The following is a 24,410-nucleotide window of genomic DNA, read 5'->3' as shown; positions in this document are numbered from 1 at the left end:
CAGGGATGCTAAGCGGCGTGGAGTATCCCGAACTCGCCGCCCGCACCGGCCGGTTCCGCTTCGGCGCACCCCACGCCGTGACGGTCGGCGGGGACGGCGCGCGGGTGGCTTTTCTGCGCTCGGCGGGGCCCTTCGACCCGGACCCGGCGTTGTGGGTCCGTACGGTTGATAGTGGCGACATCACCCGCATCGACCCCGGACCTGTGACGAGCTTCGCGGGCTCCAGTGATTTGTCCGTCCTGGCCTGGACGGTAGCGGGCGCGCTACGGTCCACCAGCGATTTCAGCGCTTCGGAGCCGGTCGTCGACCCCCAGCCCTCCCCCGACGGGGGACACATCGGGTATGTAACTCCGGCGGGTGCGCTGCGGGTGACCGGGCCCGAGGGTGATCAACTGCTCGCGGGGGAGCCGGGCGTCGCCTGGGGCTGCGCGGACGCCACTGCGGCGGAGTTCGGGCGTACCCGTGGCTGGTGGTGGTCTCCTGACGGCAGCCGCATCCTGGCCGTACGCAGCGCGAAGACGGTCAGCCTGCACCTGCTGGACCTCTACGGCGGCTGGGTCGACGTGCACTGGGACCGCGAGACCTACCCCTACCTGGCCGACGTGCGCTGGAGTTCCGGAAACCCGCTGATCACGGTGCTCCGCCGCAGCCAGCAGCACGGGCTCGTGCTCTCCGTCGACACGCGTACGGGCGAGACCCAGGTCCATGCCGAGCTGGCCGACGCGCGCTGGGTCGAACCGATCCCCGGCACTCCCCTGCTGCTGCCGGACGGTCGCGTCCTGGTCGGCGGCGAGCTCGCACACGACGGCTTCGACGCCCGCTGCCTCTTCGCCGACGGCAGCCTGCTCACCCCGCCCGGCCTCTACGTCCGGCGGGTCGCGGGGGTGCTCGGCGGCACCCAGGAACTGATCGTCGAGGGCACCGAGGGCGAACCAGCTGAACAGCACATCTATGCGATCCGCACGTCAATCGGCGGCAGCAGCGCGAAGTCCCGGCGGCTCACCACCGAGCCCGGCTGGCATCACGCGATCGTCGGCGGCGCCCTCCTGATGATCGACAACGAACTGCTCCCATCGGCCCCGGAGCCCTTTCCGTACGCGCCGAAGCCCGTCCTCGAACGCGTCACCGACCGCCGCCTGCCGTCAGCCGTGCTCTACCCCACGGGCCGGGTCGGCGGCACCCGCCTGCCCGTCCTCGTCGAGCTCGGCGACGGCCCCGGCCGCCAGCAGGTCATCCAGGACCCCGCCGCCTGGCAGGAAAGACAATGGTGGGCCGACGCCGGCTTCGTCGTGGTCAGTGTCGATTCCCGGGGTACGCCCGGAGTGGCCCCCAGTTTCGAAAAAGTCGTCTACCGCCGGCTGGCCGACGTCGCCCTGACCGACCAGATCGAGGGGCTGCACGCACTCACCGGCAAACACCCTGACCTCGACCTGGACCGTGTGGCGATCCGCGGCACCGGCCTCGGCGGGTGGCTCGCCGCCCTGGCCGTGCAGCGCCGCCCCGATGTCTTCCGCTGCGGCGTCGCCCGCGATCCGGTGCTCGACTGGGCCGACCTGCCGCCCGCGTACGCCGAGCGGTATCTCGGTTCGCGCACCGACAACCCCGAAATCTACGAGCATCACATCGCGGGGCCGACCGGTCCGGCGCTGCTCACCGTACCTAAATCTGGTGATTTGTCCGTGGAAGTTGAGTTCGTCACCCGGGAGTGCGCATGACGTCAGCCCTGATCGGCCGCAGCCTGCCCATGGAAGCCCTGCCGACGACCGAAGTCGACTACCTCCAGCTCGGCGAGACGTCGGCCATCTCGGAGCTGTGGGACGGCAACGTCCTCACCTGCCCCCGCGACACCCCCCGCCACCAGATGATCCTCCACGCCCTCTCCAACGCCCTCCGAGCCGGCCGAGCCGACCTCAACGTCATCACCGGCGTCCCCGTCCGCCTCGGCCCCGGCCGCATCGCCGTCCCCGACCTGATCATCGCCGGCACCATCGACCCGGACATCCCCCTGGTCGAGGCCACCTCGGTCCGCCTCGTCTGCGAAATCACCTCAGCCGCGAGCACCACGGTCGACTGGACCCTGAAGATGCACGCATACGCCCAGGCCCGCATCCCCTGCTACCTGGTCGCCGACCCCGAGCGAGGCCTCCTGCACAGCAACATGCTCTCCGCCCAGGGCTACGTCGAACAGTCCGTCATGCAACTCGTCCGCGTCACCGGCCTCAACCTTTAGCCTGGGGCGTGCTGCCTTTTCGCCTGCCACTCAGCGAGCACGAACATCTGCAACTGGGAGAGACACCCCAACGCGTCGAGCTGCTCGACGGGAGTGTGCTGATATCGCCCACGCCGACGCCGCGTCACCAGCACATCGCCGGGCTGAGTCAGGCGACGGCGACGCGGTTGCGGCCCGCGCGCTTTGCCGCGTACAGATTGGCGTCTGCTCTGGTGTAGAGGTCTTCGCTGGATTCGCCGGCTTGGCAGACGGCCAGGCCCATGCTGAGGGTGACGCGCAGGCCCGGGGCGATGGTGCTCCAGTCGCGGGCGAGGATGACCTTTCGGATTCGTTCCGCGGCCTGGCGGGACTCGGGTTCTTCCGTGGTGAGGAAGAGGGCGAATTCGTCGCCGCCGAAGCGGATGGCGATCTCGTCGTGGCGGCAGTGGGCGCGCAACACGGCGGCGATCTCGGCGAGGACGCGGTCGCCGATGCCGTGGGAGAAGTCGTCGTTGATGGATTTGAAGCGGTCGACGTCGATCAGTAGCAGGGCTCTGGTGCCGGCCATCGAGGCCATGCGGCGGTCGAACATGCGGCGGTTGCCCAGGCCGGTGAGGGCGTCCGAGGTCGCGTCGAGGTCCGCGGTGCTGCGGGCCGCCTCGAGCTCCACGCGGCGGTAGGCCTGTTGCAGCATCATGCGGCGGTCCAGCCGGAGGCGCCACAGCATCTCGACCTGGCCGCGCAGGGCCGCGAGCATGGATCGGGCGGCCGCGCCGGGGACCTCCAGCGTGGCCAGGACCGCCAGCTCGAAGCGGTAGATGAGCCGCTCGCCCGGGAGGACGGCCAGCTCGTCCGCCGCGACGAACTCCCGCCGGGCACCGGGCAGGTCGCCGGTGTCACGCAGCACCACGCCGTGCGCCAGGTGCAGCAGCCGGGCCTCGTGGTCCTGGCCGTCCAGGCGCATCGGCAGCAGGAGGGCGTGCACGATCTTCAGGGCTTCATCGTGGCGGCCGGTCTTGGCCAGACCGAGCGAGAGCAGGGCGTTCGAGAGCGGGGCGTCGGGCGCCGCCCAGCGTTCGAGCAGCGTCACCGCGGTCTCGTAGAGGCGGGTGGCCTCGTCCGGGCGGCCGACCTGTTCCAGTCGCAGGCCCCACTCCAGGCGCAGCTCGGCTCGCTGGAGGTCGGCGGAGGAGCGGTAGAGGTCGCTGAAGTCCAGGATGCCGTCGGGGATACGCAGGCACTCGTCGGCCAGCTCGAAGAGCTCGGCCACGCGGGCCGCATCACAGAGCGACGACATCGCCGACACGTAACGGACACTGCCACGCGGGGCGGTCTCGAGAACGACCATGGCGCGCGCCAGGTGATGCAGGCCCTCGTCGACACGGCCCATCCGGATCAGCACCTCGGCGGTATCGGCAAGGATCTTGGCGTCGGTGCTGCGCGGGCCGGCCATGGCGATGCTCTCGCCCACCGTGAGCGCTTCCTGGAGGCGGCCGAGGGCGATCAGGGCGTACATGCGGCCGAGTTTGATCGATTGGACCGTACGCAGATCGCCGAGCGCTGTCGCCACACCCTCGGCGGCGTCCGCGGCGCGCAACGTCTCCGCCTGGCGGCCCTGGATCGTCAGATCGTGCACGTGCAGCGCGAGCTGCACGTGCGGGCCGAAGGGCAGAATGAGCGCGGGCAGGTGGTCGGTCGCCATCCTCCCACCTCGATCCGGATGTCGATCTCCCCGTGACGGTACCGTTCGGCCGCCCCGCACCACATATGAGTCAAAAAATGTCCGACGCTTCCCCTACCCTTGGAACATGAGCGTGGATCACTTCGACGAAGCGGGGGCTGCCGTTCAGGCGGCACTCGACGCCGGTGCCCGATATGCAGACGCGCGGGTCATGCTGCGCCGCACCGAGACGATGAGTGCCCGCGACGGCGAGGTCGAGGATCTGAGTTCCGACGAGAGCGCCGGCATCGGGGTGCGCGCGCTGGTCGGCTCGAGCTGGGGTTTCTACGCCGTCCCCGACCTCTCCGACGCCGCGGCGCGCGCCGCGGGTCGCCGGGCCGCGGAGATCGCGGCCGCCAGCGCCCGGGTGCCCGGTCCGAAGATCGACCTGGTGCCGGCCGGCGCGGTGACGGCGAGCTGGGCCAGCGCCTGCGAGATCGATCCGCTGTCGGTGCCGCTCTCCACCAAGGGTGACCTGCTGGTGGCGGCGACGGCCACGGCCCGCGACGCCGGCGCCGACCTGGCGGAGGGCATCTATCAGATCTGGGACACCCGCAAGTGGTTCGCGTCCAGCGACGGCCACCGCATCGACCAGCACATCCGGGAGTGCGGCGCGGGCATCACCGCCAGCGCCTACGGCGACAACGAGATCCAGCGCCGGTCCTGGCCGTCCCACCGAGGTCAGTACGGCACCCGCGGCTGGGAGCTCGTCGACGAGCTGGCGCTGACCGACAACGCCGCCCGGATGGCGCAGGAGGCCCGCGAGCTGCTGACCGCGCCGCTCTGCCCCGCCGGCGAGACCACGTTGATCCTCGGCGGCGAGCAGCTCGCCCTGCAGATCCACGAGTCCGTCGGTCACGCCATCGAGCTCGACCGCATCCTCGGCTGGGAGGCCGCGTTCGCCGGCACCTCCTGGCTCGACCTCAACCAGCTCGGCAGCCTGCGCTACGGCTCCGAGCTGATGAACATCACCATCGACCCCACGATCCCGGGTGCGCTGGGCAGCTTCGGCTACGACGACGAGGGTTCCCCCGCGGCCCGGCGCGACGCGGTCCGCAACGGCATCTGGGTGGGTGTCCTCGCCGGCCGCGACTCGGCGGCGATGGCGGGCCTCGACTACGCGGGCAGCGTCCGCTCCGACGGCTGGGCCCGGCTGCCCATGGTCCGGATGACCAACGTCGGCCTCGAGCCCGGCCCGCACACTCTCGACGAGATCATCGCGGCCACCGACGACGGCATCCTCATGGACATCAACCGCTCCTGGTCCATCGACGACAAGCGGCTCAACTTCCAGTTCGGCTGCGAGATCGGCTACGAGATCAAGAACGGTAAGCGCGGCCGCATGCTGCGCAACCCCACCTACACCGGGATCGGCCCCAAGTTCTGGCAGTCGATGGACATGCTCTCCTCCGAGAGCATCGCCTGGGGCACCCCCAACTGCGGCAAGGGTCAGCCGGGCCAGATCGGGCACACCGGTCACCCCGCGGCCCCGGCCCGCTTCACCAACGTACGAGTAGGAGTCCGCGGATGAGCGCCGAGCTGGACCTGGCCGGACGCGTCGTCGAGCTGGTCCGGCGCGTCGCCGGCCCCGGCGCCGAGGCGGAGGTCGTCGCCGTGCACTCGGCCGACGCGCTGACCCGGTTCGCCAACTCGGCGATCCACCAGAACGTCGCCGAAGCCACCACGACGGTGCGGCTCCGGCTGCACCTCGACGGGCGGACGGCGGGCGGCTCCACCACGGTGACCGGAATCAACGGCCTCGAGTCCCTGGTGGAGCGCACGATCGCCGCGGCCCGCCTGTCGCCGCCCGACGTCACCTGGCCGGGCCTCACCCCACCGGCCGAGCTGCGCCCGGACGCCGGCTTCGACGAGGCCACCGCAGCGGCCTCCCCCCAGGAGCGCGCGGACCGGGTCCGGGACTTCGTCGACGCCGCCGACGGCCTGGAAACCGCCGGATTCTGCCGCACCAGCTACACCTCAGGTGGGTTCGCAAGCACCACCGGCCACTCCGCCCAGGGCCGCACAGCCGAGGCCGCCATGGACGGCATCGCCCGGCTCGACGGCGCCGACGGGGTGTCCCGGCACGCCAGCGGCCGCCTGTCCGACCTCCGGGGCGTCCCCATGGGCGCCCGCGCCGCTGCCAAGGCCCGCGCCGCCGGCCGCGCCATCGAGCTCCCGCCCGGCCGTTACGAGGTCGTACTCGAGCCCACCGCCGTCTCCGACCTGCTCAGCAACCTCGCGACGTTCGGTTTCAACGGCAAGGCCTTCGCGCAGCACCAGTCCTTCGCCCAGCTCGGCACCCAGCAGTTCGACGAGAAGATCACCATCACCGACGAGCCGCTCGGCGCGATCCTCCCGTTCGACCTGGAAGGCACCCCCCGCGACACGCTCACCCTGATCGACGGCGGCACCACCCGCGCGGTGAGCCACGACCGCACCTCAGCCGCCGAAGCCGGCACCACCTCCACGGGCCACGCCTCGGCCGCCTCCCGCTCCTGGGGCCCGATCGCCGTCAACCTCCAGCTCGCCGCCGGCTCCGGCTCCGGCTCCGGCTCCGGCGTTGATGATCCGGCGGCCGACGCAGGGACCGGTCCGACGGCGTCCAGCGCTCGGGCACTGGTCTCAGGGATGCGGCGCGGGCTGCTGATCACCGACTTCTGGTATACCCGCGTCCTCGACCAGAAGAGCCTCGTCATCACCGGCCTGACCCGCAACGGCGTCTGGCTCGTCGAGGACGGCCAGGTGACCACCGCGGTGGGCAACATGCGCTTCACCCAGTCCTACCCGCAGGCCCTCGGCCCCGGCGCCGTCATCGCGGTCGGCACGGAATCGGTCGCCCTGCCGGACCGCTGGTCAGGCGTCCGCTTCACGGCCCCCGCCCTCCACCTGTCCTCCTGGAACCTCACCGGCAACGCCTCCGGCTGACAGCACGCAGGACCCCGCGGCCGCCACACCGGGCAGGCATATCGATCAGGAGCCGGTAGCTCAAGAACCATTTCCGGCCGGCCGGGGGGCGGCTGTCAGTTCTGAACTCAATAGTTTCCAGCCGCTACCTGCTGCGGGTCGCCAGCCGCCACCGCGACGAGGGCGAGGCCCGGCTGCCCGATGCCCCGGTCGAGGACTACCTGCTGCAGATCCGGGCCGCGGCCCGGGACCGGCCGGATTGATCAAGGCCGATAACGCCCTGGGCGCTCGATGGCGCGCGTCCTAGCGGATCAGAAACCCAGAGTCACCGGAGATTCACGCAGACAAGTTCGTGACCTTCGTTGTAACGTGTGCCACACATTGCGGACGCAAACTTTGTGGACCGGTTCTTCGTGCGCGCCCGCCGGCAGAGTTACCTGTCAGGGAGACGTCAATGACGACGACCGTAAGCAGGCCTGGGGCGAAGCGTGCCGCCATCGCCGCCAGGACGTTGCGGACCGATCGGTGGTGGCTGGCGCCGCTGATCACTTTTGCGGGGCTGAGCGCGTGGGTGCTCTACGCGACCGTCCGGGTGTTCATGCACAAGTGGTATTACGTGCCGGACTACCACTATCTGACGCCGTTCTACTCTCCCTGCCTGACCGATCGGTGCATCGAGGGTTCCGCCGAGTTCGGGACCCCGTTGCCGAGTTTCTGGCTTATCCCCGAAGCCGCGTTCACGCTGCCGTTCCTGCTGCTCTTCCGGCTGACGTGTTACTACTACCGCAAGGCCTACTATCGAGCCTTCTGGCTGTCGCCACCGGCCTGCGCGGTCCCGGACGCGCACGCGAAATACACCGGTGAGACGCGGTTCCCGCTGGTCTTCCAGAACCTGCACCGGTATGCCTTCTACGCCGCCACGATCATCTCCGTCATCAACACCTGGGACGCGATCCGATCATTCGGCACCGGCTTCGGGCTCGGCAACGTCATCCTGAGCGCCAACGTCGTGATGCTGTGGGCGTACACATTGTCCTGTCACTCGTGCCGGCACATCGCCGGTGGGCGGTTGAAGCATTTCTCGAAGCATCCGGTCCGCTACCGGTTCTGGACGTTCGTCTCCAAACTCAACGCGCGGCACATGCTGCTGGCCTGGGTGACCCTCGGGACCCTGGCGCTGACCGATTTCTACGTCATGGCGCTCGCGGCCGGCTGGTGGCCCGACCTGCGCTTCATCAGTTAGGGAGCAAGGGGACATGAAAGAACGGATCGAACGGCACCTGTACGACGTCGTCGTCATCGGCGCGGGCGGAGCGGGACTGCGAGCGGCCATCGAGGCGCGGCTCGCCGGGAAGCGGACCGCGATCATCTCCAAGTCGCTGTTCGGCAAGGCGCACACGGTCATGGCCGAGGGCGGCGCCGCGGCGGCGATGGGTAACGCGAATTCGCGGGACAACTGGATGGTGCATTTCCGCGACACCATGCGGGGCGGCAAGTTCCTCAACAACTACCGGATGGCGGAGCTGCACGCGAAAGAGGCGCCGGAGCGGATCTGGGAGCTGGAGACGTACGGTGCGCTCTTCGACCGGACCCCGGACGGCAAGATCTCGCAGCGCAATTTCGGCGGCCACGAGTATCCGCGGCTCGCGCATGTCGGCGACCGCACCGGGCTGGAACTGATCCGGACCCTGCAGCAGAAGATCGTCTCGCTGCAGCAGGAGGATTTCGCTGAGACCGGCAACTATGAGTCGCGGATCCGCGTCTTCTCCGAGACCACGATCACCGAGCTGCTCCTGGACGGCGATCGGGTGGCCGCGGCGTTCGGCTATTACCGCGAGTCCGGCGAACTCATCCTGCTGGAAGCGCCGGCGATCGTGCTGGCCACCGGTGGTGTGGGGCGTTCCTACAAGGTGACCTCGAATTCGTGGGAGTACACCGGGGACGGTCACGCACTCGCGCTACGGGCCGGGGCGACGCTGATCAACATGGAATTCCTGCAGTTCCATCCGACCGGCATGGTCTGGCCGCCGAGCGTCAAGGGAATCCTGGTCACCGAATCGGTGCGCGGTGACGGCGGCGTGCTGCGCAATTCCGACCAGAAACGGTTCATGTTCGATTACGTCCCCGACGTGTTCCGCAAGCAGTACGCGGACACCGAGGAGGAGGCCGACCGCTGGTACACCGACCCGGACAACAACCGCCGCCCACCGGAGCTGCTGCCCCGCGACGAGGTGGCCCGGGCGATCAACAGCGAGGTCAAGGCGGGGCGGGGCACCAAATCCGGCGGCGTGTTCCTGGATGTGTCGACCCGGATGCCGGCGGAGACGATCACCCGGCGACTGCCGTCGATGTATCACCAGTTCAAGGAGCTGGCCGACGTCGACATCACCAAGGAACCGATGGAAGTCGGACCCACCTGCCACTACGTGATGGGTGGCGTCGAGGTCGATCCGGACACCGCGGCCGCCGCCGGTGTGGTGCGCGGGTTGTTCGCGGCCGGCGAGGTCTCCGGCGGAATGCACGGCTCCAATCGGCTGGGCGGTAACTCGCTCTCCGACCTGCTCGTCTTTGGCAAAAGGGCCGGGGAGCATGCTTCGGCGTACGCGGAGAGCCTCGACAAACGCCCGAAGGTCCGCACCGCCGACGTCGAAGCGGCGGCCGGCGCCGCCCTGGCGCCACTGCACCGGGAAAGCGGCGAGAACCCGTACACGCTCCAGCAGGATCTCCAGGCGGTCATGGGCGACCTCGTCGGCATCATCCGCCGCGAAGGCGAGCTGACGGACGCGCTGAAACGCCTGCACGAGCTGAAATTGCGCGTCGCGAACGTCGGGGCGACCGGCGGCCGCCGGTACAACCCGGGCTGGCATCTCGCCCTGGACCTACGCAACATGCTCGTGGTCTCGGAATGCACCGCGAAGGCCGCGCTGGAACGCGAGGAGTCGCGCGGCGGCCACACCCGTGAGGACTTCCCGACCATGAACCCGCAATGGCGCAAGGTCAACCTCGTCTGCTCGCTGGACGACATGGGTGAGGTGCACCTCGAACGCAAACCACTGCCCGCCATGCGGCCGGAATTGCTGGAGCTCTTCGAGTACGGCGAACTGACCAAGTACATGACCGACGAGGAGCTCTCATGAGCCGTCATTTCCGGGTCTGGCGGGGCGACTCCTCCGGCGGTGAGATCCGCGACTACGACGTCGACGTGAATGACGGCGAGGTCGTGCTCGACATCATCCACCGGATCCAGGCCACCCAGGCTCCGGATCTTGCCTGCCGGTGGAACTGCAAGGCCGGCAAGTGCGGTTCCTGCTCGATGGAGATCAACGGCAAGCCACGGCTGGGCTGCATGACGCGGATGTCGACGTTCGAGGAGAGCGAGACCGTCACGATCACGCCGCTGCGGGCCTTCCCGGTCATCCGCGATCTGGTCACCGATGTGTCCTTCAACTACACGAAAGCCCGCGAGACCCCGGCTTTCAGCCCACCGGAAGGATTGGCTCCGGGCGAGTACAGGATGCAGCAGATCGATGTGGAGCGGTCGCAGGAATTCCGCAAATGTATCGAGTGCTTCCTGTGCCAGAACACATGCCACGTCGTACGCGATCACGAGGAGAACAAGGAAGCGTTCAGCGGTCCCCGCTCCTTCATCCGCGCGGCCGAGCTGGACATGCACCCCCTGGACGCGCGTTCCGACCGCAAGGAGTACGCCCAGGCCAATCAGGGGCTCGGCTATTGCAACATCACCAAATGCTGCAGCGAGGTCTGCCCCGAACACATCAAGATCACGGACAACGCGATCATCCCGTTGAAGGAGCGCGTGGTGGACCGGCGCTACGACCCGCTGGTCTGGCTCGGCCGCAAGATCTTCCGCCGGGACCAGCTCGCCGAGGCCCCGCCGGCCGGTGTGGCTCCGGACGCCCACCTCGACGTCGGCGAGATGCTGTCCACGCAGTCCGGCGGGCCGTCCCCGTTCGGTGACGACCAGACGTTCCCGCTGACCGACATCACCTACCAGCATCCGGCCCCGGGATCGCCCTCAAGAGAGGGTTGAGGATCGCCCTCAAGAGAGGGTTGAGGATCGCCGACAGGGACAGCTGAACGACTCCGCGGGCGCCACCGTTGCGCGCGTGCGAGGATCAGGCGTGTTCCCTGACGACAACTGGAATGCGCGCGACCACCACCTGGATGAGCGGACGCGCGAGCTCGACGCCCGCGATCGCCTGCTCGACGCCCGCGAGCAGCGCCTCACCAGCCTCGAACGAGACCTGGTCAGCCGCAACGACACCACCGAGAACCGCGAACGCCTCGTCGCCGAACGCGAGGTCGCCGCGGAACGACGCGAGGAGCTCGCCGACCAGCGCGACTCGCTCGCCGACTCCCGCGAGCACGTCGCGACCGCCCGCGAGCGCGCCCTCGACCAGCAGCAAACCACCCCGGGGACGGACCCTGCCGATCCCGTCGACCGGATGGACGGCGCGTTCGCCCGCGAAGTGGCCCGGCTCGACCGCAGCGACGCGTTCCTGGAGCGCTCCCGGTCCGCGGTCAAGCGCGCCCAGGACCGCCTGGACTCGCTGCGCGCGGCACGCCAGGAGGATTAGCACGTACGTGCGAAGGCGGGTAGATTGGCCTGGTGAGCGCATACCAGCCGTCGATGCTCGACCTGATGGGCGGGCCTTCGCCCGTCCTCGAGCCGCTCGGCGATCGCATCGTCCGGCACCACCTGACCGCGGGCGCCTGGGTCGACGTGCTGCCGGGCTGGGTCCACGGCTCCGACGACATCTTCGAGACCCTGCTCGCCGACCGGATCGGGTGGCGGGCCGAGCGCCGGCAGATGTGGGACGACATGGTCGACGTGCCCCGGCTGCTGCGCTGGTTCGGCCGCGACGAGGAGCTCCCGCATCCGACGCTGACCGAGGCCCGGGAGCAGCTGTCCGCCCACTACGCGGCCGAGCTGGGCGAGCCTTTCGTTACGGCGGGCATGTGCCTCTATCGCGACGGCAAGGACAGCGTGGCCTGGCACGGCGACACCCTGGGCCGCTCGGCGCGCGAGGACACCATGGTGGCGATCGTGTCGTTCGGCTCGCCGCGCAACCTGATGCTGCGTCCCCGCGCGGGGCAGGCGGAGACGCTGCGCTTCCCCCAGGGGCACGGCGATCTGATCGTCATGGGCGGCACCTGCCAGCGCACCTGGGAGCACGCCATCCCCAAGACCGCCAGGCCGGTGGGCCCGCGGGTCAGCGTTCAGTTCCGCCCGATCAACGTGGCCTGACGGCTACTTCGTGAAGGTGAAGTATGCGTAGGAGCCGTAGGTCGTGTAGTTGACGTTGTCGCCCGCTGAGCCCGAGATGTAGGCCGAGCGGACGCGGTAACGGACGCCGATCTTGTGGGTCCCGGTCAGGGTGTAGGTCGAGTGGCCCGCCGAGTCGACGGCTACGTAGGTTTCCTTCCAGCTGTTCCACTTGCCGGAGGCGTAGTACTCGAACAGGACTTTCTGCTTGCGCTTCGGGTAGGCCGTCATCGTCGTCGTGAGGCGCGGGTTCTTCGTCGTGTGGAAGTAGTAGTACGACGTCGAGCCGATCTTCGCCGTCTTGTAGTGCGACGACACCGCCAGCGAGATGTTCGGCCGGGTGTAGACCGTGGACTTCACCGTGCGGGCAGCGTATTGGCCGTCTCCGGTGAAGACGGCGCTGACCGATGTGTTGCGCGTCAGGCGGTAGGCGACCGTGACGTTGCCCTTGGCGTCGATCGTGGCCTTTTTGAGCAGGCGGTTCGCGTCGGGGCCCCACGGGTCGGCCCAGATCTCGATCGTGCGGTTCTTGTACGCCGTACCCAGATGGGCGGTCAGGGAGTACGTGGAGGCGTACGCGTGGATGCTGCCGTTGCCGTTGAGGGTCAACGCCGGGGTGGCGAGCGAGACCGACACCGTTGCTGTCGCGGATGACGGGCGGCGGGTGGCGCTCCCGGCGTACGCAACGGTGTAGGTGACCTTGCCACCCACCGGCGGCTTGTCGATGATCGTGAAGGCCCCGGCCGTGCCGGCCTTCACCGGCGGTAGCGCTTTGCCTGCGGTCGACTCCAGGTCCTTGCGGGTCACCGAGAGGTCGGCCCCGGCCGGAATCCCGGTGGACAGTCCCGAGACGGTGAGGGTCGCCGCGCGGTTAGCGGCCGCCGGGGCGGTGAGCTTGATCCCGGTCGGGGTGGCCGCCGGGTCCTGGAGCGTCCAGAGCGTCTGCGTGCCGAGGCGCTCGCTGGTGATCGCGAAGGCGTGGCCGCCACCCGGTTCCCAGGCCACATCGGAGATCGACGGCAGCTCGGCGGCGCCGCTGAGCGGAACATCCCACTGCCGGACCGGGGTGGTGGTGCCGGGGGCATAGAGGGTGAGTTCGGGCAGGACGGCGTCCGGGCGCTCCGAGATCAGCAGGCCGGTTCCGCTGGTTACGTCCACGCCCTGGAAGCGGTATGTCCCGATGACGCCGATCGAGGAGAGGTCCGCGGCCGACACGATCTTCACGCCGCCGTAGCCGCCGATGACGAGCTGGCTGGCATCGGCGCTGAACAGCAGCTCGCGGTAGTTGATCACGGCGTCGTCGTAGTACTCGGCCTTCGCCAGCCGGCTCGCCGTGCCGCCGGAGACGTCGAAGAGGTACAGCGGGCCGCGGGTGCTGCCCCAGCCGCCCAGGACGGCGAGCCGGTCCGGGGCCGCCGGGCTCGAGGCGAGGATCGGCGCCGCATTCGTCAGGGTGCTGCCGTCCGGAGTCTCGTAGATCGAGACTGCGCCGTCGGCGAGATCGAGAGATCCGATATGACCGTTGTAGCCGAGATCCTGGTAGGAGAACCACAACCTGCCCCCGGCGAAGGCCAGTCGCTCGGGCGAGTGCCCGTAGCCGAGGGGATAGCGCGCGGTCTCGGTGAGCTTCGCGGCGTCGTACTCAACGATCTCGTTGCCGGCCGCCAATGCCACGTACAGCCTGGTGGAGTCCGCGGACAGCACCGGGGCCTGCACGCCGAGCCCGGGTCCCGGCTTCAGGGTCGCCGCGAGAGTGCCGTCGTATTTGAACACCTTGACCGTGTTGTCCGGTGTCTGGCTGCTCAGCAGGTGCTTGTGCAAGCCGTCGACGACGAGATCGTCCGACGCGTAACCGCTGATCGGATGCTGGTCGGCGGCAGCCAGCACGATCGTTTCGGGCTGAGTGCCGGCTGACGCCGACCCGGTCGAGAGGGCCCAGACCGCGGCGGTGCCGGTGAGGGCGACAGCTGCGATCGCAGACCGGACAATTTTGGTACGCACGACGTGCAGGACTCCCCCGTGATCGCCGCGCCGGGAGCACGACGATCAGCAGGCTACGACACCCCGGGAGCCGAGTTGATCATCCGAAGTGTCAGATCTGGTCGTCGGCCGGAGGACGCGGCCTCGGCACGGACGGCGACCACGGATCCGGCGCGGACGTGGGATCGGGCGCGGACGTGGGATCGGGCGCGGACGTGGGATCCGGCGCGGACGTGGGATCCGGCGCGGACGTGAGATCGGGCGGCGAGGGCGGCGGGGGAAAGGCCGGCGGCACGGGTGGCTGCTGGTAATGCGCGTAGGGGGCCGTCGGGTCCCAGGCGACGGGCGTAGCGCCGTGGGGGCCGGCGAGCCCGACGGAGATCCGGATATTTCCGGTCATCCGCCAGATCAGCAGTGCCGCGAAGACCGCCGCCGCGAGGTCGATCACCAGGATGAGGCCGAGCATAACCGCCACCACCTCGCTGGACAGGTAGTCGTCCCAGGCTGACGGGTCCAGGAACGGATCGCCCGCTGTCCACAGGATTGCCCACAGCAGGAAGACCCATCGACCCAGGCGCCTCGCGGCGGGGTCCACGCGCTGTTCGGCCGCGTGGTCCATCTCGCTGAGCATGAGCAGCGGGATGACCAGGTTCGCCAGCGGGATGAGCCAGGCGCCGATGGTCCAGCCGCGGGTCCAGCTCAGCTTGATGCCGAGCTCGCCGATGCTGTCGTGGGCGACGCGCAGCCAGCCGATGAACTCGATGCCCGCATAGAGGTAGAACACTCCCCAGACGGCGCCGAGCAGGTCGATCGTGTCCTGGTCGGCGTCGTACGAGGCGGGGTCGACGCCGAGCAGGATGAGCGAGCCGGCCCATTCGGCGATCGCCGCGGCGGAGACCAGCCCGAGCGCGATGCTCGCCCGGATGGCGGGCCTGCGGAGTCGCCGTGCCGCCGGGTAGTGATCGGGCGGCCCATAGCTGTTCGTCACTGCTTCCCCCGCGCTGTTTCAGCCCGGTCGATGTCGGGCGCGCGAAGGATATCGGTTACATGGCGGGGAAAGCAGCCCCGTATTGCGAGTTAACGGCAATGTTTCGTAGCCATTGACACCACGTCTCAAGAAATTACACTGCGAGTGTAAATATTGATCTCTAAAGAGGACGGTGCCGATGCCGCACCAGCCCCCTTCCGATGGCCTCACCCTCCATGACATAAGCGTCCGTTTCGGCGGCCTGACCGCGCTCGACGGCGTCTCCCTGCGCGTCCCGCCGGGCCGGACGGTCGGCGTGATCGGCCCCAACGGCGCCGGCAAGACAACCCTGTTCAACGTCGTCTGCGGGTTCGTCGCCCCGACCTCGGGGCAGCTCACGCTGGACGGCCGGCCGCTGCGCCCACGCCCGCACCAACTCAAGAAGCGCGGCATCGCCCGCACCCTGCAGGGCGTCGGGCTCTTCCCCAGCCTCACCGTCCTGGAGAACGTCCTGGTCGGCGAGAGCGACAGGGACAGGGCCGAGGCCGCCCTCGAACGCTGCGGCGCCGCTTCCTACCGCGACGAGAAACCGGCCTCCCTGCCGTACGCCATCCGCAAACGCGTCGCCCTCGCCCGCGCCCTGGTCTCCGATCCCCGGCTGCTCCTGCTGGACGAACCGGCCGGTGGGCTCGGCGTGCAGGAGATCGAGGAGCTGGGCGAGCTCATCACCGGGCTCTCCTGCTCGGTGCTGCTGGTCGAGCATCACATGGACCTCGTGATGACGGTCTGCGACGAGATCCTGGTCCTCGACTTCGGAAAGCCTGTCGCCCATGGGACTCCCGAGGAGATCCGCACGGATGAGGCCGTAGCTGACGCTTATCTGGGGGCGGCAGCATGAGCGATTGCACCGAGCCACACCACGCGCAACTTCCAGACGGCCACGACGGCGAGGGCCATGAGCACATGCACAAGGCAGGCCGAGCATGACGGCGTTGCTGCGGACGGAGAGTCTGACCGCGGGGTACGGCGCGGCGCCGGTGCTGCACGAGGTTGATCTCGATGTGGAGACCGGGTCGATCACCGCGGTGCTGGGGGCGAACGGGGCGGGGAAGACGACGCTGCTGCGTACCCTCTCGGGTCTGCTTCCGGCCACCCACGGCCGGGTCCTGCTCGACGGCAAGGACCTGCGCGGGGTCCGGGTCGAGGAGATGGTGCGCCGCGGGGTGGCGCACGTGCCCGAGGGGCGCGGGGTGGTCACCGAGCTGACCGTCGACGAGAACCTGCGGCTCGGCGGGCTGTGGCGCAAGGACCGGGCGGATGTCCGCAAGGCCACGGCCGAGGTGTACGAGCTGTTCGAGCCGCTCGCCCGGCGCCGCAAGTTCCCCGGTCATCAGCTCTCCGGCGGTGAGCGGCAACTGCTCGCGCTGGGTCGGGCGCTGGTCGGGCGGCCCCGGCTGCTGCTGCTGGACGAGCCGTCGCTCGGGCTCGCCCCGAAGATCACCGCGCAGATCATGACGCTGCTCGGCACCCTGCGCGACCGCTCCGGGCTGACCGTGCTGCTGGTCGAGCAGAACGTGCGCGGCGCCCTCGCGATCGCGGACGAGGCGGTGGTGCTGGCGCTGGGCCGGGTGGTCACCCGGGGCACCGACATCAACGACGAGATGCGGCACGCGTACCTAGGTTTCTGACTGGGGGAGTTCGCTTTGGATCGGTTCGTGTTCCTTACCTTCGACGGATTGAGCCGGGGCGCGGTCTACGCCGCGTTCGCCCTGGCACTCGTGCTGATCTGGCGCGCCACGCGCATCGTCAACTTCGCCCAGGGCGCGATGGCCGTGGCCACCGCGTACGCGGGCTTCGAGGTCTCGGCGGCGACCGGCTCCTACTGGCTCGGGTTCGCCGTGGCGATCGCCGCGGGCCTGATTCTCGGCGCGGTCACCGAGCGGGTGGTGATGCGGTTCGTCGACCACTCGTCGCCGCTCAACGGGGTGGTGGTCGCGCTCGGCCTGGTGCTGGTGATCCAGGGCGGGCTCGGCATGATCTTCGGCAGCGAGTTCCGGCCGGCCGAGGCACCGTTCAGCCGGGACGCGTTCACGGTGGGCGGGGTCGCGCTGCTGTCCCGCTTCGACCTGTTCGTCTTCGCGGCGGTGGGCATCGTGGTCGCGTTGCTCGCTCTTCTTTTCACGCGTACGCACACCGGCCTGCGAATGCGCGCCGCTGCGTTCGCCCCCGACGTGTCCCGGCTGCTCGGCGTGAATGTCAGCGGGATGCTGACCCTGGGCTGGGCGCTGGCCGCCGCGGTCGGTTCGCTCGCCGGGATGCTGGTGCTCCCGACCGAGCTGGGACTGCACCCGAACGCCATGGACATCGTCTTCGTGTCCTCGTTCACCGCGGCGGTGGTCGGCGGGCTGGACAGCGCGATCGGGTCGGTGCTGGGCGGGCTGATCGTGGGGCTGCTGCTGTCGTACGTCAGCGGTTATCTGGGGGCGACGGTCGCGCCGATCGCCGTACTGATCCTGCTGGTGGTGGTCCTGCTCGGCCGGCCCGGCGGGTTGTTCTCGCGGTCGGCGGCGAGAACCGTATGAGCGGCAAGATGAAGATCGCCACGATCGTCGCGGGTGTCGCCGTGGTCGTGGTGCTCACCCTGGTGTTCCCGCCGTTCCGGACGTACCAGCTCGCCACGGTCGGCGCGTACCTGTGTGTGACCGCGGGTCTGACCGTCCTGACCGGGCTCAACGGGCAGTTGTCGCTCGGCCATGGTGCCCTGATGGCGACCGGCGCGTACACGCTGGCGCTGAGCGTCAACGCCGGCTGGCCACTCACCGTCGCCTTCGCCGCCGCGCTCGTGGTGACCACGGTGATCGGCGGGGTCATCGGGCTCGCCGCCGCCCGGTTGCGCGGCCCCTACCTGGCCGGGCTCACCCTCGCCGTGGCAGTGGTCGTCCCGGCCGTCGCCAGCACGTTCGACGGCACGTTCAACAGCGATCAGGGCCTCTCGGTGGCTCTTGAGCCGCCACCCGAGACGGTGACCGTCGAGCAGTGGCAGGCGTGGCTCGCGTGGGGCGCCGCGCTGGTCGTGCTGGTGCTGCTGCAACTGCTGGTCGGCGGGCGGTTCGGGCGCGAGCTGAAGGCTGTCCGGGACGACGAGACCGCTGCGCGGCTCGCGGGGGTCAGCGTTGCGCGTACCCAGGTGCTGGCCTTTGTGGTCAGTGCGGCCTGTGCCGGTCTCGGCGGTGCCCTGTTCGCCGTGCTCGCCCAGAGCGTCTCCCCCGGCGCCTTCCCGCTGTCGCTGTCGCTGTTCCTGGTCATGGCCATCGTGATCGGTGGGCTCGGCAGTCTGGCCGGCGCGGCGTGGGGTGCGGTGCTCCTCGTCGCCCTTCCCGCCCTCGCCCACACGGCGACCGAGGGCATCGACGCCCAGCGACTCGAGGGCAACCTCCCGCTCGCGCTCTTCGGCGTCACCCTGATCGTCGTCATGCTCGCCGCCCCCGGCGGCATCGCCAATCTCCGCCCGTTCAGGAAAAGGAGCAAAGCGTGAAGCGTCTCTGGTCCGTTCTCACCGTCATAGCCCTGGCAGCCGCAACCACAGCCTGCAGTGAAAGCGGGGGCGGCGGCGGTTCCAGCACCCCCGGCGTCACCGATACCGACATTCTCATCGGTACGCACATGCCGCTCACCGGCCCCGCCGCAGCCGGCTACTCGAAGATCGCACCGGCCTCGAAGGCGTACTTCGACTACGTCAACGCGAACGGCGGCGTGCACGGCCGGAAGATCACCTACAAGATCATGGACGACACCTACAACCCGGCCACCACCCAGCAGGTCGTGCGCGAGCTGGTTCTGCAGGACAAGGTCTTCGCCGTGCTCAACGGGCTCGGCACGCCGACACACACCGGCGTGCTCGACTTCCTGAAGACCAACCGCGTGCCGGACCTCTTCGTCGCGTCGGGCAGCCGCAGCTGGAACCAGCCCGACAAGTACCCGGGCACGTTCGGGTTCAACGTCGACTACACCGTCGAGGGCAAGATCCTCGCCACGCACGTCAAGGAGACCCAGGCCGGCAAGAAGGTCTGCTTCCTCGGCCAGGACGACGACTTCGGGCAGGACAGCCTCGCCGGGATCGAGAAGGTCCTCGGACCGGTCGCGGCCAAGCAGTCGTACGTCACCAGCAACCCGAACGTCGGACCGCAGATGGGCGCGCTCAAGCAGGCCGGCTGTCAGGTGGTCATGCTGGCCACCGTGCCCGGCTTCACCGCGCTGAGCATCGGCACCGCCGCGAAGATCGGGTTCAAGCCGCAGTTCGTGGTCTCCCAGGTCGGCGCGGATCTGGGCACGCTGACCAAGTCGCTGGGCGCCGCGGCACCGCTGACCGAGGGGCTGATCTCGGCGAACTATCTGCCGCTCGCCACCGACACGGCGAACCCGTGGATCCAGCTCTTCACGAAGGTCAACACGCAGTACAACGCGGGCGCCGAGCTCGACAACAACGCCGTCTACGGCATGTCGGTGGCGTACCTGTTCGTGCAGAGCCTGCAGGCCGCGGGCAAGGACCTGACACGTGACGGGCTGATCGCGGCGGTCGAGAAGGGCGGGTTCCAGGGCCCCGGCCTGGTGCCGGTGCGGTTTGCCAAGGGCGATCACTCCGGGTACGCCGGGGAGCAGCTCAGCAAGGTCGAAGGCGGCAAGCAGATCTACTTCGGGACGCCGTTCACGACCGATGACGACGCGGGGGCTGTCACCGCGTACACCACCGCTCCTGTCGCCCCGCCGCAGAACGGTATCCCTGCCGCGTCGTAAGGCTTGCGGCCCGCCGCCAACCGTTGCAGGGTTGGCGGCGGGGTGCGTGCCCGATACTATTTGGCACGATAAGTGCAATATCTTTTGGGGGTTCGCGCGGATGACAATGTCGGGTGCCGTCGCCATCGTGACCGGCGCAAGCCGGGGGATCGGATTCGCCATCGCCCAGCGCTTCGTCGCGGAAGGCGCCAAGGTCTGCATCACCGGCCGCAACGCCGAGGCGCTGGAGAACGCGGTCAAGGACCTGGGCGGGGAGGACGTCGCGATCGGGGTGCCCGGCAAGGGCGACGACGCCGACCACCGGGCCGCGGTGATCGACACCGTGCTCGGGGCGTTCGGGCCGGTGTCCGTGCTGGTCAACAATGTCGGGATCAACCCGGCGTACGGTCCGCTGGGCAGCATCGACCTCGGCGCGGCCCGCAAGATGATCGACGTCAACGTGCTCGGCACGCTGGGCTGGGTGCAGGAGGCGCTGCGCGGCGGGCTGGCCGACAGCGGCGGGTCGATCGTCAACATCTCGTCGATCTCCGGCGTACGCCCCGCCCCCGGCATCGGCTTCTACGGCGTCACGAAGGCCGCGCTGATCCACCTCACCGAGGAGCTGGCCGTCGAGCTGGCCCCCTCGGTGCGTGTGAACGCGGTCGCTCCCGCCGTGGTCAAGACCCGTTTCGCCACCGCGCTCTACGAGGGCCGGGAGGAGCAGGTCGCGGCGACCTACCCGCTGGGCCGGCTCGGCGTGCCCGAGGACGTGGCCGGCGCGGTCGCCTTCCTCTGCTCCCCCGACGCGGCCTGGATCACCGGCCAGACCCTCGTCATCGACGGCGGCATCACCCTGACAGGAGCGGGACAGTGAACGTTGTGGTCACGGGTGCGGGCGGCGGCATCGGTCGCGCGCTGGCCCGGCGGTTCGCAGCCGACGGAGCCAAGGTTGTCGTCAACGACCTCGACGCGGCTGCCGCGCAGGCGGTGGCCGCCGAGATCAACGGCATCGCCGTGCCGGGCAACGTCGCGGACGAGGCGGACGTCCAGCGCCTGGTCGACACCGCCTACACCGAGCTGGGCGGCGTGGATCTGTTCTGTGCCAACGCGGGCATCCTCACCACCGGCGACGCGGACGCACCCGACGCCGACTGGGACAAGGCCTGGCAGGTCAACGTCATGTCCCATGTGTACGCCACCCGCGCGCTCCTGCCGCGATACCTCGAGAACGGCGGCGGCCGGATCATCTTCACCGTCTCCGCCGCCGGCCTGCTCACCCTGCTCGGCAGTGCCCCCTACTCCGTCACCAAGCACGCCGCGCTCGGCTACGCGGAATGGCTGCGCGCGACCTACTCCCACCGCGGCATCACCGTCCAGGCGCTCTGCCCGCAGGGTGTCAACACGGCGATGATGTCCGGCGACGGCGAGAGCGCCAGCCGGAGCCTGCTCGCCGCCGGTGCGCTGGAGCCCGAGGACGTCGCGGAGGTCGTGGCGAAAGCGCTCGACGGCGACAGCTTCCTGATCCTGCCGCATCCCGAGGTCGCGGAGTACTACCAGCGCCGCGCCACCGAGACCGACCGCTGGCTGGGCGGCATGAACAAGATCCAGCGCAACTTCTTCCCGGCCGGCTCCTGATGGCCTCGCCGCGCGGTCTCGACCTCGACCGGCTGCGCGACTACCTGGGCACCGGGGAGCTGACGGCGACGATGTTCGCCGGCGGCCGCTCCAACCTCACGTACGCCGTGACCGACGGCACCGACCGCTGGGTGCTGCGCCGCCCGCCACTCGGCCACGTGCTGCCCACCGCCCACGACATGTCCCGTGAGCACAAGGTCCTCGCCGCGCTCTCCGCCGCCGGTTTCCCCGCGCCTGCGCCGGTGCGGCTGTGCACCGACACCGACGTCATCGGCGCGCCGTTCTACCTGATGGAGCATGTCGACGGGACGATCCACCGCGACGCCGCCGTGCTCGACCAGCTCGGCCCCGACGCCGTGCGCGCCCTCGTCCTGTCGCTCGTGGACACGCTCGCCGATCTCCACGCACTCGAACCCGCGGCGATCGGCCTCGCCGACTTCGGCCGCCCCGAGGGCTTCAACGAACGCCAGGTACGCCGCTGGAAGAAGCAGCTCGACGCCTCGCACAGCCGCGAGGTCCCGGGCATCGAGGAGCTGCACGCCCGGCTCGCCGCGGAGATCCCCGCCGGCGGCCCGGGCACGGTGGTGCACGGCGACTACCGCCTCGACAACGTTTTGATCAGCGACGACCTGCGGGTCAACGCCGTGCTCGACTGGGAGATGTCCACCCTCGGCGACCCGCTCAGCGACGTCGCCCTGATGCTCGTCTACGCGGGCCGCCCGCTGCTCAGCGGTCGCACGATGCTCTCGGTCGACGGGCACCCCACCCTCGACGACCTGGCCGCGCACTACGCCAAACGCTCCGGTCGCGATGTCTCCGACCTCCACTGGTACGTAGCCTTCGCCGCGTTCAAGCTCGCCGTCATCCTCGAAGGCGTGCACTACCGCTACGTCCACGGTCAGACCCTGGGTGAAGGCTTCGACACCGTCGGGGAGATGGTCGGGCCACTCGTAGCCCAGGGACACGAATCGCTGGAAGGACACTGATGGACTTCGCGTTCGACGAGAAGACCGAGGACTACCGCAAGCGGCTGCTCGCCTTCATGGACGAGTACGTCTACCCCGCGGAGGCCGGGTACGAGCAGGCGTACCAGGGGGACTGGGCGCCGCCCGCCGAGCTGGAGCGGCTGAAGGCCCAGGCGAAGCTGGCCGGGCTGTGGAACCTCTTCCTCCCGGGTTCGCACGGCGCCGGCCTGACCAACCTGCAGTACGCCCCCCTCGCCGAGATCACCGGCCGCAGCCCGATCATCGCGCCGCCATCGCTGAACTGCGCCGCCCCGGACACTGGCAACATGGAGGTGCTCGCGGAGTTCGGCACCGAGGAGCAGCAGGACCGGTGGTTGCGGCCGCTGCTCGACGGCACGATCCGCTCGGCGTTCGCGATGACCGAACCGCAGGTCGCCTCGTCCGACGCGACCAACATCGGCACCCGCATCGCCCGCGACGGCGACGAATACGTCATCACCGGCCGGAAGTTCTACATCTCCGGCGCCATGAACCCCCGCTGCCAGATCTTCATCGTCATGGGCAAGACCGACCCCGAGGCCGCCCGCCACGTCCAGCAGAGCATGATCCTGGTCCCCCGCGACACCCCGGGCGTCACCGTGCAGCGTGGCATGACCGTCTTCGGCTACGACGACGGCGACCACGGCGGGCACGCCGAGGTGATTTTCGACGAGGTACGCGTACCCATCAGCAATCTCATCGGTTCTGAGGGCTCGGGCTTCGCCATCTCCCAGGCACGCCTCGGCCCCGGGCGCATCCACCACTGCATGCGGCTGATCGGGATGGCCGAGCGCGCGCTCGAGCTGATGTGCACCCGCGCGCTGACCCGTACCCCGTTCGGCAAGCCCCTCGCCGAGCAGGGCGTCGTCCAGGAATGGATCGCCGAGTCCCGGGTCCGCATCGAGCAGGCCCGGCTCCTCGTGCTCAAGGCCGCCTGGCTGATGGACACCGTCGGCAACAAGGGCGCCCACACCGAGATCCAGTCGATCAAAATCATCGTCCCGTCGACCACCGAGTGGATCATCGACAAGGCCATCCAGACGTACGGCGCGGCCGGCGTCGGCCAGGACACCCCGCTCGCCCGCCTCTGGGCGACAACCCGCACACTTCGTCTGGCGGACGGTCCGGACGAGGTCCACAAGCGCTCCCTGGCCCGCCGCGAACTCAATCGCTACCGGAGCGCCTGATGCCAGCAGCTTCACCCCGCCCCCCGCAGCGGATCGACGGCCGCACCGCCCGCTCGGAACGAACCCGCGCGGCCATCGTCGACGCCCACGTCACCCTGATCCGCGAAGGCGACCTGCGCCCCACCGCCGACCGCATCGCCAAACAGGCCGGTGTCTCCCTGCGCGCCCTGTGGAGCCACTTCGCCGACATGGAGGCCCTCTTCGCCGCCAGCGGCCAGCAGATCCTCGACCAACGCGACGAAGCCCACGAACCGATCCCGGCCGACCTGCCCCTCGACCGCCGCATCGACGCCTACTGCCACCAGCGCGCCCGTCTCCTCGAACAGATCGCCCCCGCCGCCAAGGCCTCCGCCCTGAAAGAACCGTTCTCCCAGACCCTCCAGTCCTACCGCCGCACCCACATCAACCGGGTCCGCGCCGAACTCCAGACGCTCTTCCCCGACGCGATCGGCACCGACGAAGACCTCCTCAACGCCCTCACCGCAGCAAGCATGTGGCCCTCCTGGGGCACCCTCCGCGACGGCATGGGCCTCGAACCCGAAGCCGCCCGCGCCGCCCTGACCCGCACGATCACCACACTGCTCACCCCCCGCTGAGTGAAGACAAGCACCCACCGGGAAGTGGAACAGCACCTGCTGCGTGACGGATGGACCCCGTGCGGCACCGGCGACTGGGCGATCGCCCTCCGCTCCCCCGACGGCACGGCCGCCGCACGGATCAGCCCGTTCGACCCCACCGGTCCGT

At 69.5% G+C, this 24,410-nt stretch carries 22 protein-coding genes; 19 read left to right on the top strand and 3 right to left on the bottom strand.

Annotation, left to right across the window (positions count from 1 at the left end):
- Positions 1-5 precede the first annotated feature (5 nt).
- Together Aco04nite_RS30700 and Aco04nite_RS30695 are read left to right on the top strand one after the other, a co-directional pair.
- Complete coding sequence (locus tag Aco04nite_RS30700) at positions 6-1,715, top strand: prolyl oligopeptidase family serine peptidase (protein ID WP_438874957.1); 1,710 nt, start codon at positions 6-8, stop codon at positions 1,713-1,715.
- Positions 1,712-2,230 carry a Uma2 family endonuclease gene (locus Aco04nite_RS30695; protein ID WP_213000721.1) on the top strand — a complete coding sequence of 173 codons (519 nt, stop codon included), beginning with the start codon at positions 1,712-1,714 and terminating at the stop codon, positions 2,228-2,230. Before Aco04nite_RS30700 ends, Aco04nite_RS30695 begins: the two co-directional genes overlap by 4 nt.
- A 148-nt stretch (positions 2,231-2,378) precedes the next feature.
- Here Aco04nite_RS30695 and Aco04nite_RS30690 read toward each other — a convergent pair whose 3' ends face one another.
- The gene (locus Aco04nite_RS30690) at positions 2,379-3,911 is read right to left on the bottom strand and encodes a GGDEF domain-containing protein (RefSeq protein WP_213000720.1); all 1,533 of its coding nucleotides are present in this window, start codon (positions 3,909-3,911) and stop codon (positions 2,379-2,381) included.
- Positions 3,912-4,023: 112 nt separating this feature from the next.
- Between Aco04nite_RS30690 and Aco04nite_RS30685 the strand changes: the two genes are divergently transcribed.
- The 7 genes from Aco04nite_RS30685 to Aco04nite_RS30655 all read left to right on the top strand — a co-directional run bounded on the left by Aco04nite_RS30685 (position 4,024) and on the right by Aco04nite_RS30655 (position 12,102).
- Positions 4,024-5,460, top strand: coding sequence for a TldD/PmbA family protein (locus Aco04nite_RS30685; protein WP_213000812.1), 1,437 nt, complete (start codon positions 4,024-4,026; stop codon positions 5,458-5,460).
- Positions 5,457-6,854 carry a TldD/PmbA family protein gene (locus Aco04nite_RS30680; protein WP_213000719.1) on the top strand — a complete coding sequence of 466 codons (1,398 nt, stop codon included), beginning with the start codon at positions 5,457-5,459 and terminating at the stop codon, positions 6,852-6,854. Before Aco04nite_RS30685 ends, Aco04nite_RS30680 begins: the two co-directional genes overlap by 4 nt.
- Positions 6,855-7,287: 433 nt before the next feature.
- Positions 7,288-8,076 carry a succinate dehydrogenase subunit SdhC gene (sdhC, locus tag Aco04nite_RS30675; RefSeq protein ID WP_213000718.1) on the top strand — a complete coding sequence of 263 codons (789 nt, stop codon included), beginning with the start codon at positions 7,288-7,290 and terminating at the stop codon, positions 8,074-8,076.
- 13 nt (positions 8,077-8,089) lie between these two features.
- A complete protein-coding gene (locus Aco04nite_RS30670; RefSeq protein ID WP_213000717.1) occupies positions 8,090-9,970 on the top strand; it encodes a fumarate reductase/succinate dehydrogenase flavoprotein subunit in 1,881 nt (626 codons plus the stop codon).
- The gene (locus tag Aco04nite_RS30665; RefSeq protein ID WP_213000716.1) at positions 9,967-10,884 is read left to right on the top strand and encodes a succinate dehydrogenase/fumarate reductase iron-sulfur subunit; all 918 of its coding nucleotides are present in this window, start codon (positions 9,967-9,969) and stop codon (positions 10,882-10,884) included. The genes Aco04nite_RS30670 and Aco04nite_RS30665 overlap by 4 nt, the downstream gene beginning before the upstream one ends.
- Before the next feature lie 91 nt (positions 10,885-10,975).
- Positions 10,976-11,431, top strand: a complete 456-nt coding sequence (locus tag Aco04nite_RS30660; protein ID WP_213000715.1) for a hypothetical protein — start codon at positions 10,976-10,978, stop codon at positions 11,429-11,431.
- 29 nt (positions 11,432-11,460) lie between these two features.
- The gene (locus Aco04nite_RS30655; protein WP_213000811.1) at positions 11,461-12,102 is read left to right on the top strand and encodes an alpha-ketoglutarate-dependent dioxygenase AlkB; all 642 of its coding nucleotides are present in this window, start codon (positions 11,461-11,463) and stop codon (positions 12,100-12,102) included.
- Between the two features lie 3 nt (positions 12,103-12,105).
- On the opposite strand, the gene Aco04nite_RS30650 is transcribed toward Aco04nite_RS30655, so the two are convergent.
- A complete protein-coding gene (locus Aco04nite_RS30650; protein WP_213000714.1) occupies positions 12,106-14,121 on the bottom strand; it encodes a YncE family protein in 2,016 nt (671 codons plus the stop codon).
- Between the two features lie 91 nt (positions 14,122-14,212).
- On the bottom strand, positions 14,213-15,088 hold the full coding sequence (locus Aco04nite_RS30645; protein WP_213000713.1) for a DUF4328 domain-containing protein: 876 nt from the start codon (positions 15,086-15,088) through the stop codon (positions 14,213-14,215).
- A gap of 178 nt (positions 15,089-15,266) precedes the next feature.
- On the opposite strand from Aco04nite_RS30645, the gene Aco04nite_RS30640 reads away from it, so the two are divergent.
- The 10 genes from Aco04nite_RS30640 to Aco04nite_RS30595 all read left to right on the top strand — a co-directional run bounded on the left by Aco04nite_RS30640 (position 15,267) and on the right by Aco04nite_RS30595 (position 24,262).
- On the top strand, positions 15,267-15,965 hold the full coding sequence (locus tag Aco04nite_RS30640) for an ABC transporter ATP-binding protein (protein WP_213000712.1): 699 nt from the start codon (positions 15,267-15,269) through the stop codon (positions 15,963-15,965).
- A gap of 85 nt (positions 15,966-16,050) precedes the next feature.
- Positions 16,051-16,755 carry an ABC transporter ATP-binding protein gene (locus Aco04nite_RS30635; protein WP_213000711.1) on the top strand — a complete coding sequence of 235 codons (705 nt, stop codon included), beginning with the start codon at positions 16,051-16,053 and terminating at the stop codon, positions 16,753-16,755.
- A 15-nt stretch (positions 16,756-16,770) separates the two neighbouring features.
- Entirely contained in the window at positions 16,771-17,649 is an 879-nt protein-coding gene (locus Aco04nite_RS30630; RefSeq protein ID WP_213000710.1) for a branched-chain amino acid ABC transporter permease, read from the top strand.
- The gene (locus Aco04nite_RS30625) at positions 17,646-18,602 is read left to right on the top strand and encodes a branched-chain amino acid ABC transporter permease (RefSeq protein WP_213000709.1); all 957 of its coding nucleotides are present in this window, start codon (positions 17,646-17,648) and stop codon (positions 18,600-18,602) included. The genes Aco04nite_RS30630 and Aco04nite_RS30625 overlap by 4 nt, the downstream gene beginning before the upstream one ends.
- On the top strand, positions 18,599-19,861 hold the full coding sequence (locus tag Aco04nite_RS30620) for an ABC transporter substrate-binding protein (protein WP_213000708.1): 1,263 nt from the start codon (positions 18,599-18,601) through the stop codon (positions 19,859-19,861). The genes Aco04nite_RS30625 and Aco04nite_RS30620 overlap by 4 nt, the downstream gene beginning before the upstream one ends.
- Positions 19,862-19,961: 100 nt before the next feature.
- Positions 19,962-20,714, top strand: coding sequence for an SDR family oxidoreductase (locus tag Aco04nite_RS30615; protein WP_244876413.1), 753 nt, complete (start codon positions 19,962-19,964; stop codon positions 20,712-20,714).
- Entirely contained in the window at positions 20,711-21,475 is a 765-nt protein-coding gene (locus Aco04nite_RS30610) for an SDR family oxidoreductase (protein ID WP_213000707.1), read from the top strand. The genes Aco04nite_RS30615 and Aco04nite_RS30610 overlap by 4 nt, the downstream gene beginning before the upstream one ends.
- Entirely contained in the window at positions 21,475-22,461 is a 987-nt protein-coding gene (locus Aco04nite_RS30605) for a phosphotransferase family protein (RefSeq protein ID WP_213000706.1), read from the top strand. The genes Aco04nite_RS30610 and Aco04nite_RS30605 overlap by 1 nt, the downstream gene beginning before the upstream one ends.
- Positions 22,461-23,666: an acyl-CoA dehydrogenase family protein gene (locus Aco04nite_RS30600; protein ID WP_213000705.1), complete on the top strand. Its 1,206-nt coding sequence runs from the start codon at positions 22,461-22,463 to the stop codon at positions 23,664-23,666. Before Aco04nite_RS30605 ends, Aco04nite_RS30600 begins: the two co-directional genes overlap by 1 nt.
- Positions 23,666-24,262, top strand: coding sequence for a TetR/AcrR family transcriptional regulator (locus Aco04nite_RS30595; protein WP_213000704.1), 597 nt, complete (start codon positions 23,666-23,668; stop codon positions 24,260-24,262). The genes Aco04nite_RS30600 and Aco04nite_RS30595 overlap by 1 nt, the downstream gene beginning before the upstream one ends.
- The last annotated feature ends 148 nt before the right edge of the window (positions 24,263-24,410 follow it).

The sequence above is a fragment of the Winogradskya consettensis genome, assembly GCF_018332715.1.
Taxonomy (GTDB): domain Bacteria; phylum Actinomycetota; class Actinomycetes; order Mycobacteriales; family Micromonosporaceae; genus Actinoplanes; species Actinoplanes consettensis.
This window is presented reverse-complemented; position numbering and strand designations above follow the sequence as displayed.